Below are 13,124 nucleotides of genomic sequence, written 5' to 3' on the forward strand. Positions count from 1 at the left end.
GTTCATCTAGGTGCCGTTTTTGTATTCGCGTAGGAGAACTAGCGCTGATCGGCAAGATCTTCAATCAGCGCCCGCAGCATTGACCAAAACTCCTCCACAGAGGCGATCTCTACCCGCTCATCCGGCGAATGGGCGCCGCGAATCAGCGGGCCAAAAGAGATCATATCCAAATGCGGGTATTTGCCGCCAAGAATGCCGCACTCGAGCCCCGCGTGAATGACCTTCACCTCCGGCTCGCGGCCCAGCAGCGCCGCATGGCGGGCTTTAAAAGTCGCCAATAGCTCGCCATTCGGATTAGGCGCCCAGCCTGGGTAGCTGTTCTCAACTTTTACCCGTGCGCCAATCAATCCAAACAGCGCTTGAAAGCGATCCGCCATGGCCACCACAGCACTGTCGTGCAGTGAGCGTACCAGTGAGCAGAGATGTAACCGCCCATTCTCCAGGCTTAGCACGCCCAGGTTATTAGAGGTTTCCACTACGCCTGGTACGTCCGCACTCATTCGCTCGACACCGCAGGGGGCCGCGTGAAGTGCGGCCAGCAGCATAACGCTGGCGTCCAAGGTTAGCGGCTCCGCGTCGGGTATCTCAGTCAGACGTTGGGCGCTAATTTTAAGGCCGCTGTCGCCACTGCCTAACTCTCTTAACAGAATCGTTTCCAGCCCGGCGATAGACACCATGGCCGCATCCACTTCATCGGCGGGCAGTGCCACCTGGGCAAAGGCTTCCCGGGGAATCGCATTGCGCAAGGTGCCGCCTTGGTAGCTAATCAAGCGCGCATCAAACGCCTCAAGGGAGCGCAGCACTCTAACCAACAACCGGTTGGCGTTACCCAGCGGCTTATGGATATCCGCGCCGGAGTGGCCACCCTTCAGGCCGGTCAAGACGATTTCGATCACCCGTTCGTGGTCGCCAGCGGCGGCACTGGGCAGTTGGGCATCGACTTCAACGTCGGCCCCGCCCGCACAGCCAATATAGACCTGCCCCCGATCTTCGCTATCCAGGTTGAGTAGCAGCGAACCTTCGAGCCAATTTTCAGCCAGGTTCAGAGCGCCGCCCATGGAGGTCTCTTCTTCCAAGGTGAATAGCGCTTCCAACGGCCCGTGGCGTAAATCAGGGTCTTCCAGCACGGCGAGAATCGCCGCCACGCCACAATCCGTTGTCTGCGCCCAAAGTGGTGCCATCGGCGTGCAGCCAGCCGTCGGCCACATAGGTACTGATCGGGTCGCGGGTAAAGTCGTGAGCATGATCGCTGTTGGCCTGGGCCACCATGTCCAGGTGGCCCTGGAGTACCACGCCGGGCGCCTGTTCGCAGCCGGGAGAGGCTGGCTTAAGCAGGCGTAAATTACCGAAGGTATCCGGTCGTGGGCGAGGCCTTGGGCATCGGCCCAGCTTTCGAGGGTAGCGACGAGTGCCGCCTCATGCCCAGAGGGGCGCGGCGTATTACAAAGCGTTCGAAAGTGGCGCCAAACCAAGGAGGGCTCAAGCGCGTCAAGATGTGCGTTCATAAAGACTCTTCGTTATCGGTAACCGATCTACTTTACCTCAATGAGGCTGTTGACAGCGAGGCGCAGGGATTTCACTGCGTCGTTATGAGCATCCGCCAGAGCGATATTTTGGAACGCCCAGGCAGATAATTGTTGATGTGCCTGCTGTTGTGTCTCAGTTAAAGCGCGGTGGCTGGCTACGCGGGCCAAGGCTTGCAGAGCCGAGCGGGCAAGAGCGGGGTCGCGATGGGCGGTCGCTACGTCCTCGATATCCTGCCACTCGCGGTCACTCAGTGGCATGCTTGGCATTTGAGCGAGCAGCACTACGAGCACTGCTGCGGGTAGCGCCTTGAGTTCAAAAGCCAGCAGAGCTGGGAGCGCCGTCTGGAAGCGCTCACTAAGATCAGCAAGCACCGCCTCGCCCTCTGAATTCAACGCTTTGGCCACCATAACAGCGAACTCCCCGGTGGATGTCTCCCGAGTAATCCCTAAGCGTACCGGCGTAAAACCCAGCGCCAGCCAAAAGCGCAGCAGTGACGCTTCAGCGCCGAAGGTCGCGCCATAAAGTGCAGCACCTTGCTGCTTGGCAGCGTCCATATCCTCGCCTAGTAACGCTTGCCCCAAGCCTTGGCGTCGCCGCTCGGGGTGGGTAGCGATACGTACCACTCGACGCCAGCGGGCAGTCAATGCCTCACGGCTACCGGCATGGGTTGCCAACGATTGCGCCAACAAATGCCCCTGGGGACGTCGTTCACCGCGGGCGACCCGGTCGGCAAGAGTGGCCTCAAAGCCGCCCTCTTCACGGGTGACCAACACCGCTTGAGGTTCACCTGCCTGCTCAATCATGCGTAGCTGAGCAACCGGGCTGTCAAGCAGTTGGCGCAGGTCATTGGGAGAGGTGCGGTAGTGCGACTGTACCAGCAGCCCAAACAGCTTCTCCAACATAGCGTCTTGATGGGCGAGGCGAGCTCGATCAATCACCTTGGTTGCCACTGCGCTGCCATCCGTCTGAGCGCTGGGCAGCGGTGCTTTTAACAACAGCAGTTGATTGACCAGAGCTTCCAACGGGTCGCCGCTGCGCCAGCGGATCGGTGCGTTAAGCGTTAGCGCTTTCCACTGGGGCGTCAGGCGATCAAGGGTCGCGCGAAAGCGCAAGGCGAAGCCTCTTCCCGACCCCTCATAGCCGTGCACCGTGGTGGCAAAAGCAATACGCGGAAAGACCGCGAGCCACTGGCCCAACAGTGCAGCGGGAATCGCCGCCGCCTCATCGACCATTAGATAACTGCCATCACCGCCCTGCTGCTGAGCTTTAACCTGCTCGGTGAGCACATCCGGGGGTAAAAACATCAGCTCGCTGCCCTCGGCCAATACAAAGTGGCCGGTAGCGACACGACGGCCATCCGGGCAGAGTTCCGCTACCCGCTCGAACACGCTCTCCACCGCACTCAGCCGCGGCGCAGTGAGCACTACTCGTTGGGCTTTGTGGGTCAGCAGCCGAGCACAGGCAATGCCCAGCGCGGCGCTTTTGCCGCGCCCACGATCAGCGGTTATTACCAACGGGCGGCGGCGCTTTAAGCCAACCAGCTGTGTCACTGCGTAGGCTTGGTCTGAAGTCAGGCAGTCGCTATCGCCACTTGCGGCTTCATCTGCTTTGCGCACAGGCAGTCGAGGTAGATACAGCGTCTGGTCAGCGCGCCAGCGCACTACCTGAGACGAGGCCTGCAACTGGCGCGCTAAGCGCGCCAGGTAGTGGCAGCTCAGCTCTAACCAGCGCCAGGGATGATCAGCAAAACGTGCGTAATCTGGATCCGGTGACTCTCCCCACGGCTGCGGGGTGAGCAATACCAGCAAACCACCGGCGGTGAGCGTTCCCGCCAGCGCCCCCAAGGCTTCGGGATCAAACCCGGTGCGGTGGGTGTCGAGCACTACCAACTGGTGTTCTGCGCCCAGGCGCGTGCGCGCCTTGCGTGGCGACAGGTGTTCGCCCCCCACCCATAACGGCGCACTCCAGGGGTGGGCTTGCCATAAAGCCTGCGCAAGGGATTGGCACTGCTCGGCATCGCCGCTTAGCCACACAAGCTGGCGCCAGCGGCGGCGGGCCAAACGCTGCGCATGATGAACCAACGCCGCCACCATCCGCGCTTGCGGTTTATTCTCTAGCACATGGATATTTAACAAATGATTTCCTGCTCCAGCGCGACTGCTTCCCATCACGTTACCCTATTAAGTGTGTAAGTGTGCCGCTGAGCCTCTTATGGAGCGCTTATGCTACAACTTTGGTTGAACAATTTAACTCCTTTCAACGTTCTTGAGAGACGCAACTACTCATCTCGACGCTTAAAAAACAACATAACTATTTGTTTTAATTAAACCAATAGGGTTTTCCCATAAAAACCAACGGCTGAAATCTCTTACATTATTGATATTGCACTGCAGCGGGGTTGTTGTGCTAATTTAGCTCTGCAGCGCTAAAACCCATGTTTACGTAAACGTAACCCAGCAGCGCTGCACTTTCCTGCATCCAGGTACCCAACACTAATAACGCCACGCGCCAAACCAGGAAATACATCATGAAAACAATGAACAAATTTGCCCTCACCGGCCTTGCCGCTGGTATTGCCTTCGCTGCCTTAACGACACCGCCCAAGCACAAGAAGAGTGGACAATGACCAGCACCTGGCCGGAAAACCTTGACCTGATCAAGATTGACCAGCACTGGGTGGAACTGGTCAATCAATTGGCGGGAGAAGAGCTACAGATCAATTTCCGTGCCGGCGGTACGCTGATGCCCGGCACAGAAGTATTTGACGCCACCGAAACGGGCAGCATTGAAGCCGCAGGCGACTGGCCGGGCTATTGGGCCGGCTTGAACCCCGCTTTTTCACCACTGGCCACGACCACCAGCCTGTTTAATGGCGTTGATTACCTTAACTGGATTCAGCAGTGGGGCGGCCGCGAGCTGTACGAAGAGATCTACGGCCAGTTCAACATGGTTTATCTGCCTTACGGCATTACCAACAATGAGTCGGGCTTTATGGGCCGCACCCGATTGAAAGCATTGCCGACCTGGAAGGCAAGCGTCTGCGCCTTTCGGGCCGCGACCAGGGCCGCGTACTCGAAGAGCTGGGCGGCTCGCAAGTCACTCTGGCGGGTGGTGAAGTCTACCAAGCCATTGAACGCGGCGTTATCGATGCGGGTGAATTCTCCACCCCTGGCGTTGATTTCAATGCCGGTTTTGCCGAAGTGGCGGACTACTGGGCAACCCCGGTTGGCACCAGTCTGCCAGCGTATTTGGCGTAATGATCAATAAAGACGCCTGGGACGCCCTCTCAGAAGAGACCCAAGAGACTCTGCGTATTGCGGCGGATGCCACCATGGCATGGTCACTGGCCTGGTCTGAGCGCCAGTCGACCGAAGCCACACAGAAGTTTCGACGCAGGCGTCACGATCAATCAGTTCTCTGAAGAAGATTTGGCGCGCATTCAGGAAGTCACCAACGAAGTGATTCTGCGCGGTGCTTGCGAATCTGCTGACCACGCCAAGGTCTACCAGTCGATGATTGCCTACCTTGAGCACTACGCAACCTGGCGCGATGTTTCCGCTCCTTTCAACATGAGTCGCGTGATGGATAACCTGCCCTCACTGGAAGAGATCGAAGCCTGCCTGTAAGGCGCTTCTGTGCCGCCTTGGTGTTTGCCAGGGCGGTTTTTTTGTGCTGACCGCGGAGATCTTCCATGAATGCGATTGCCAAGGCGATCGATGCCATCAATGAAGCTTTTGGGCGTGTCATCGCTCCATTGATTGCCATCATTACCCTGATTGTTCTTTACGATATTGCGTCACGCTTTCTGTTTGGGCGCCCTAGCGACTGGGCATTTGACGTGACCAAAATGCTGTTTGGCGCCCACTTTATGCTAATGGCGGCCTATGGGCTCAAACATCATGCCCACGTGGAAGTCGATATATTAAAACGTCTGCTGTCGCGCAAAAAGCAAGCGGTGCTGGAATTGCTTGGTTACCTGATTTTCTTTGTCCCCTTTATCTGGATGCTGATCACCCTGGGCTGGAGCTTCTTTGAACGCGCCTGGAGCCGCGGTGAAACCACCTATGGCATGGTCTCAATCCCGGTCTACCCGATCAAAGGGGTGATTGTGGTGGCCGCTATCCTGATTCTGCTGCAGGCAATTGCCATTGTGCTGCGTGCCATCATGCAGCTTCGTGAGGAGGCATCAGCATGAACCTAAGTCCTGAAGTACTCACGCTGGTGATGTTTGGCGGCCTGATGGTGGGGCTGTTTATGGGCCACCCGTTGGCGTTTGTGCTAGGCGGTGTAGCCGTTATCGGTGCCTTTCTTGGCCCCGGCGAGCGCATTCTCGGCACCCTGATCAACAATATTTTCGGTAACGCCATGGATAACTATGTCCTGGTCGCGATACCGCTATTCATATTGATGGCGAGGTTCTTAAACGATTCCGGTGTTACTGAGAAGATGTTTGACGCCATGCGCCTATTGCTGGCCAACCTGCGCGGTGGCTTGGCGCTTACCGTGGTCATTGTGTCGGTGCTGCTAGCGGCTACCACCGGTATTGTTGGCGCTTCAATTGCGGTAATGGGCATGATTGCCCTGGTGCCGATGCTCAAGTATGGCTACAACAAAGAGCTGAGCGCAGGCGTTATTATGGCCAGCGGTTGCTTAGGCATCTTGATTCCGCCCAGCATCATGCTCATTCTGATGGCCAGCTACTCACCGGTTTCCGTGGGCGCACTGTTTGCAGGCGCGCTGATTCCCGGCCTGCTACTTGGGGTCATGTATGCACTCTACGTACTGATCATCTGCTACATCAAACCGCACTATGGCCCTAAGGTACCAGCCGAAAACGCGCCGAAGTCAGCACTAAACAACTGCTGATCATGCTGGCGAAGTATGTGCTTCCCCCCATGTCGTTGATCCTGGGCGTGCTGGGCGCGTTATTTACCGGCGTCGCCACCGCCACTGAAGCATCCGCTATCGGCGTCTTTATCGCCTTTATCCTGTTTATGATCTTCGGCGACCGCAAAATCAGCACCTGCTTCTGGACGATGATAGAGGCGGGCAAGACCACCACCATGGTCATGCTGGTACTCGTCGGTGCCACGGCCTTTACCGGTGTGTTCTCGCGTGGTGGCGGCATGACCGTGATTAGCGACCTTGTGCTGGCAATGCCTGGCGGCACCATTGGGGCACTGATCCTGATGCTGTTCCTGGTATTTATCCTGGGCATGTTCCTGGATTGGACCGGCATCGTACTACTGAGCTTCCCGATCATGCTGCCCATCGTCGAAACCATGGGCGTGGATATGCTCTGGTTCGTGGTGATGGTGGCGGTAGTACTGCAGACATCGTTCCTGACCCCGCCCTTTGGCTATGCGCTGTTCTACTTAAAAGGCGTGGCACCACCTGGGGTCGAAATCGTCGATCTGTACAAAGCGGTCGTGCCTTTCGTCGCCTTGATTCTGCTGGCTTGTACGCTAATGGCGTTCTTCCCATGGTTGATTACCGGCCTGCCTAGAATGCTGTTGGGCGGTTACTAGGCCCTCTGAACTTAAAGCTTAACGTCCAACCATTATGGCCCGCTTCGGCGGGCTTTTTTGCACCACCTACCCGCCTGCAAAGCTGCAGCAGCGCAGCGCCAGTGCTACTATTCACGCCCGTCACTATTTCGCATTAAGTGCGCTGCGCCACTTTACGCTGCTGCAAGGAGTGTTCGTTTGTTCAGATCCGGCTATCGCGGGCTATTCGCCTTCTCCTCTTCACTTAGCCGTCGCGCTAGCCCCTGGTCGATTGCCCTGATAGCAGTGGCATTCGTCGTGGCGCTGCCTGTGCTGGTGGTGTTTGCCCATATCGCAATGCCCACCGATGGCGTTTGGCAACACTTGGCCAGCACCGTACTTGGCCGCTATTTGAACAACACCTTCTGGCTCGTTGTGACCGTAGGACTCGGCACGCTTATCATCGGTACCGGGACGGCCTGGCTGGTGGTCATGTGCCGCTTTCCCGGCAAGCGACTATTCGAGTGGGCGCTACTGCTGCCGTTAGCAGTACCCACCTACGTTATCGCCTACGCTTACACCGACTTTCTCCAATTTGCCGGGCCGTTACAAAGCCTGCTACGCGAGACATTTGGCTGGGAGTATGGCGACTACTACTTTCCCAATATTCGCTCCCTTGGTGGCGCCGCGACGGTGATTACCCTGGTGCTTTACCCCTATGTCTACCTGCTGGCCCGCGCCTCGTTTTTAGAGCAGTCGGTCTGCGTGCTGGATGTGGGCCGCACTCTTGGCCGCGGCCCCTGGAAACTGTTTGCCAGTATCGCCGTACCGTTGGCACGCCCGGCACTGGTGGGTGGGGTATCGCTGGTGCTGATGGAAACACTTAACGAGTTTGGGGCGGTTCAGTTCTTTCGGCGTGGATACCTTTACCACCGGCATCTACCGCACCTGGTTTGGCATGGGTGAACAGGTAGCGGCAGCACAGCTGGCGGCGTGCCTGCTCACCTTCGTGATGTGCTAGTGCTGCTGGAGCGCTGGTCACGGGGTAAGCGCCGCTACTTCCACACCACCAATCGCTATCAGCAGTTGCCCGAGTACGCGCTGCACGGCTGGCGCGCTGCTGCGGCGACACTAGCCTGCTTGGTGCCGGTGCTGGTGGGTTTTTTACTGCCCAGCGGCATTCTGCTCAATCTAGCCCTGCAAGGGGGCGATTCGCTCTGGGGCTCGCGCTTTATTGGCTACGCCTGGAACAGTCTGGGGTTGGCAACAGTGGCTGCGCTAATCGCCGTGGGCTTGGCCGTTGTGCTGAGCTACGGCGTACGCATGCACGATACGACGTTTGCGCGGGTGGCTTCTCGCGTAGCCTCTATGGGCTACGCGATTCCCGGTTCGGTAGTCGCGGTGGGTATTCTGATTCCGTTTGCCTGGTTGGATAACGCCCTCAACACCTGGCTGAATAATCACTATGGCTACATCGTTGGCCTGGTCTTCAGTGGGTCGGCGTTTATTTTGTTATACGCCTATGTCGTGCGTTTTCTAGCTGTCTCGTTCAATGCCGTTGAGGCGAGCTTAGGCAAAGTAACCCCCAGCATGGACGCCGCCTCGCGCACCCTGGGTCAAACGGCAGGGGGCACGCTGCGCCACATTCATACACCAATGATGCGCAGCAGCCTGTTGGCGGCGGGAATTTTAGTCTTCGTTGACGTCATGAAGGAACTGCCCGCGACGATTATTGCGCCCCTTCAACTTCGACACCCTGGCCGTGCGGGCGCATAATCTCGCCTCTGACGAGCGATTGGCCGAAGCATCGACCTCGTCATTGGCAATTGTGGTAGTGGGCATCCTGCCGGTCATTCTGCTTAGCATGGCCATGCGCCGCTCACGTCCCGGCGCTCAGTCGTAAAAGCTAAATGCCAAGCACTAATTGCTAGGCCACAAGGGGAAAAACAAATACCTGTGAAAGGTCGAGGTGAATATCCACCGGCTGCCCCTCCGCGGGTAAAAACACCCCAGGTACGCGGGCGTGCAGGTGGGCCTCAAGGCCGTTTACCATGGGCACACAGGTGTAGCAGGCTGGTGCGCCCCAGCAGCTTCGCCATTACCACATGGCTATGGCGGTGCTCATCCGCAGGCAGTTCACGCTCAACAATACGCAGCGCCTCAGGGCGAATCATGACCTGGGCGTCGCTGCCTTCCGCTAGCCCACCGGCCGGCACCCGCCCCACGGCGTGTTAACCGCGCCGTTATGCACCTTGCCCTGTAGTTCATTGACGTCGCCAAAAAAGGTCACGACAAAAGGGTCTTGAGGTGAACAGTAAAGCTCTCGCGGCGTTCCCGTTTGCACGATCCGGCCATCCCGCATTAGCGCGATGCGATCGGCCATAAACATGGCCTCTTCGGGGTCATGGGTCACCAGCAACGTCGCCGCGCCGACTTTTTTAAGCACGTGCAGCGTATCGTCGCGGATTCGGTCTCGCAGCCGCGCATCAAGGCTTGAAAACGGTTCATCCAACAGCATTAAGCGCGGAGATGGCGCCAGCGCCCGTGCCAGGCCACCCGCTGCTGCTGCCCCCCTGAAAGCATATGCGGGTAAACATCGATATACGCAGCCATACCCAACTGCTCAAGCAGTTTGGCCGCCCGCTCCCGACGCTCGCGAGAAGCTAAATGTTTAAGCCCAAAGGTGACATTTTCCAAAACGGTTAAGTGGGGGAAAAGTGCCGAGTCTTGAAACGCCAGCCCGACATTGCGTTTCTCCGGCGGCACGTGACGCTGACCCGGGCCTGCAATATAAATATCCTCCAAGTAAACGCTGCCCTCTTGCAGTACTTCAAGGCCCGCAGCGATACGCAGCAGCGTTGTTTTGCCACAACCAGAGGGCCCCAATAGGCAGACCACCTCGCCTGGAGCAACGCTTAAATCCACCCCTTTTACGACCGTATGGCCATCATAAGCGTGGCGTACATTACGCAGGGTTAACGCCGAAGAGCCGGGCGCTTCCTCAGCAGCCCTTCTTTCAGTTACCTTTAGAGTTGCCGTCATAAATCACCGCTATTAATTAGCACTGTCTGAATAGCACTTTCCAGGTGAGCAAACCGCACCTCTAAAAGACTAAACGCGGATTCAGTACATTTGAAAGTTGTTTGCATTCTATTTTTAATTGCCCCGATATGCACGTACCACCTTTTGGGTAGGCATTTGCTCTTGACTGAAGGCATACGAAACGCTTCAATAACAATGTTAATAATGTAACTTATTATCATTCAATAAATAAGGATGTGCTTGATGAAAACCGTACGCTTTGTTGCTCCGATGGCAGCGATGATGGTGGGCGCTACGTTTGCCGGTCAGGTCGTGGCAGACGAGCTCAACCTTTACTCCGCACGCCACTACGACTCTGACGAGCGCCTCTACGATGCGTTCACCGAAGAGACAGGCATCGAAGTCAACATCCTTGAAGGCGACTCCGATCAGCTGATCGAGCGCATTCAGCGCGAAGGTGTGGCCAGCCCTGCAGACATCATGCTCACCGTCGATGCTGGCCGCCTCTGGCGCGCTGAAGATGAAGGCATCTTCCAAAGCGTCGAGTCGGACGTTCTCAACGAGCGCCTGCCCGAAGCCATGCGCCACCCTGACGGCCTGTGGTTCGGTTTTAGTCAGCGCGCACGGGTTATTTTCTATAACCGTGAAAACTTCGATCCGAGCCAGATCACTAGCTACGAAGACCTTGCCGACCCGCAGTTTGAAGGCAAGGTGTGCATTCGCTCTTCCAACAACATTTACAACCAGTCGCTGCTGGCCGCAATGATCGAGCACCACGGTGAAGAGGGTGCTGAAGAGTGGGCCCAAGGCGTGGTCAATAACATGGCGCGGGATCCGGAAGTGGCGATACCGACCAGATTCTGGGCGTGGCCAGCGGCGAGTGTGACATCGCTGTGGCTAACCACTACTACTATGTTCGCCTGCTAAAATCCGACGACGACGCCGAGCGTGAAGCGGCTCGCAAAGTGGGTATTATTTTCCCCAACCAGGATGACCGCGGCACTCACGTGAACGTTGGCGGAGCCGGTGTGGTGGAAGGTGCGCCTAACCGCGAAAACGCCATTCGCTTCCTCGAATACCTGTCTTCCGACACTGCTCAGGAAATTTTCGCCTCCGGCAACAATGAGTTCCCGGTAGTTGACGGCATCAAGAAAGACCCGGTGCTGGAATCCTGGGGCAACTTCAAAACGGATGACGTGAACATCAGCGTGCTAGGTGAAAACAACCCTGAAGCGATCCGCATTTTTGATCGCGTCGGCTGGCGTTAAGCCCCCTGCCCGCATTGAAGGAAGAACCTCGCTAGGCAAAAACCACCTAAGTAGAGGCTAGAAACACCCGCAGCTGCGGGTGTTTTGCGTTATAGCGCTTCTAAACATGCTGGCACTGGCGGAAAGCGCCGGGACGACCATCTTCCTGCATATAGAGGGTACGCACCTGACTTTCAGGCAGCTCTAATGGCACGTGGCTGGAAATAACCAGAATCCCATGCTGTGCGCGGCGCACAAGGCTGGTGACGACATGACGCCGAGTTACCGCGTCAAGCCCGGCTAACGGCTCGTCGAGCAGCAGAATGGGCCGTCGCGCCAGCAGCACCCGCCCCAGGGCGATACGTCTCGCCTGACCTCCAGAGACGGCTGCTCCATACTCGCCCAAGGTGTCTCAAGCCCCTGGGGAACCCTCGCGCCCAGGTGCCTAGCGCCAAATCATCAAGAACGCTCCACAGCTCACTATCACCGGCATGACGGGCACCAAGGCGTAGATTTTCCGCCAGACTCATGTCAAACAAATCCCACTGTTGGGGCAGATAGCCGACGGCGTTGTGCATTGACCACTGCTCAATGGGATAACCATTAAGGCAACACTCCCCGGACAGCGGCAGCAACTCGCCGGCCAATACCTGCAACAAGGTCGATTTGCCACACCCCGAGGGGCCACGTAAACAGAGTATTTCACCGCTCTTCAACGCCAGGTTGATACGTTGCGGCCCCACCAGTGCTCCAGGCAGGCGTGCTGTTAATTGGCTGACATTTAGTTGCCAGCTGGGCGGTGTGATTTCAACCTCCTCAATAGCGGCTAGCGCCCTCGGCGCCCCTTCCGACAGGGCATTGAGGCGACTCCGTGCGGCAAGGCTCGCGCCCAAGGCAAGAAAACTATGGGTCAGTGGTGCCAATATTTCCCCTAATGCCAGGATCGCCAAGACGGCGGCTAACAGCATTGGCACCGTCAAATGGCTGGCCGCTAACAGTGCTTCTGCCTGCCATAGCACACTAACGATGGCAGCTCCCAGCGCCACCTGCTGCAACGCGGTGGTCAGGCTGGCAAGCAGTTGCTGGCGCTCCTGATGCGCCAAGTAGTCGGCGTCCCATTTTTTCACTCGTTGGGCCATCTCTGGCCATCGCCCCCACAGCACTAATGAGGTAATGGCTGCCAAGGGCTCAATCAGTGCCACCCGACGACGCTCAGCAAGTTCGGCACTCTGGCGTGCCTGATCAATACCACGCCATAACGCCAGTAACGGCAACCCCAGCCAGGCTAACAGCACTCCCGGCAAAGCAGCCCACATCAGGGTGCCACTGAGCCAGTAAAGCCCTGCCATGACAACCACCACCATTAGCCCGGCCCAGCCCCAGGGCAGGAGCGCCCGTAATACCACCTGATCAAGCTGGTCTATATCGGTCACAAGGCGATGCATAGCGTTGGCCGTGCCGTGGTGAGAAGGACTGGAAGCCGCCTGCAGTAATGGCTTTTTCCCCAATGCCATGAACAATCGACAACGCAGATCCTTCAGCAACCCTAGCGCGGCATCATGGGACGCTAGGCGTTCACCGTAGCGCCCGGCCGTGCGCACAATGGCGCACAGACGAATCAGCGCTGCGGGGCGAAAATAGTCGAAACCGAAGGCGGTCGCCGTCATCGTACCGGCAACCGCCGCCGCGGTAATAAACCAACCCGAGATAGCCAGCAAGCCAATCACAGCCAGCAGCGTGGCGGCGCCTAGCAAGAACGCCAGCGACCAGCCGCCACGCCGAAGCAACAGCAAATCACGCAGCCGGATAGTGGGAGGGTTGT

General features: G+C 57.5%; 4 protein-coding genes and 6 pseudogenes. 5 read left to right on the top strand and 5 right to left on the bottom strand.

The features are described 5' to 3' along the window. Positions 1-38 precede the first annotated feature (38 nt). Positions 39-1,505, bottom strand: a pseudogene (locus FDY98_RS17235) (aminoacyl-histidine dipeptidase). 27 nt (positions 1,506-1,532) lie between these two features. Beyond that, positions 1,533-3,620, bottom strand: coding sequence for a GNAT family N-acetyltransferase (locus FDY98_RS17240; RefSeq protein ID WP_196518314.1), 2,088 nt, complete (start codon positions 3,618-3,620; stop codon positions 1,533-1,535). A 434-nt stretch (positions 3,621-4,054) separates the two neighbouring features. Here FDY98_RS17240 and dctP point away from each other — a divergent pair. The 4 genes and pseudogenes from dctP to FDY98_RS17260 all read left to right on the top strand — a co-directional run bounded on the left by dctP (position 4,055) and on the right by FDY98_RS17260 (position 8,916). Next, positions 4,055-5,153, top strand: a pseudogene (dctP, locus tag FDY98_RS17245) (TRAP transporter substrate-binding protein DctP). 65 nt (positions 5,154-5,218) lie between these two features. Next, positions 5,219-5,722 carry a TRAP transporter small permease subunit gene (locus FDY98_RS17250; protein ID WP_009288577.1) on the top strand — a complete coding sequence of 168 codons (504 nt, stop codon included), beginning with the start codon at positions 5,219-5,221 and terminating at the stop codon, positions 5,720-5,722. Continuing rightward, positions 5,719-7,055: pseudogene (locus FDY98_RS17255) on the top strand (TRAP transporter large permease). Before FDY98_RS17250 ends, FDY98_RS17255 begins: the two are co-directional and overlap by 4 nt. 177 nt (positions 7,056-7,232) lie before the next feature. Further along, positions 7,233-8,916 (top strand): annotated as a pseudogene (locus FDY98_RS17260) (ABC transporter permease). 24 nt (positions 8,917-8,940) lie between these two features. Here the strand turns inward: FDY98_RS17260 and FDY98_RS17265 are convergent. Beyond that, positions 8,941-10,055, bottom strand: a pseudogene (locus tag FDY98_RS17265) (ABC transporter ATP-binding protein). Between the two features lie 243 nt (positions 10,056-10,298). Between FDY98_RS17265 and FDY98_RS17270 the strand changes: the two are divergent. Further along, positions 10,299-11,323: pseudogene (locus FDY98_RS17270) on the top strand (Fe(3+) ABC transporter substrate-binding protein). 100 nt (positions 11,324-11,423) lie between these two features. Here FDY98_RS17270 and FDY98_RS28455 read toward each other — a convergent pair. Together FDY98_RS28455 and FDY98_RS17275 are read right to left on the bottom strand one after the other, a co-directional pair. Then, entirely contained in the window at positions 11,424-11,708 is a 285-nt protein-coding gene (locus FDY98_RS28455; protein WP_340147014.1) for an ABC transporter ATP-binding protein, read from the bottom strand. Then, the gene (locus tag FDY98_RS17275) at positions 11,593-13,095 is read right to left on the bottom strand and encodes an amino acid ABC transporter ATP-binding/permease protein (RefSeq protein WP_340147015.1); all 1,503 of its coding nucleotides are present in this window, start codon (positions 13,093-13,095) and stop codon (positions 11,593-11,595) included. The genes FDY98_RS28455 and FDY98_RS17275 overlap by 116 nt, the downstream gene beginning before the upstream one ends. Positions 13,096-13,124 lie beyond the last annotated feature (29 nt).

This window comes from Halomonas sp. PA16-9, assembly GCF_009728585.1.
Lineage (GTDB): Bacteria > Pseudomonadota > Gammaproteobacteria > Pseudomonadales > Halomonadaceae > Vreelandella > Vreelandella titanicae.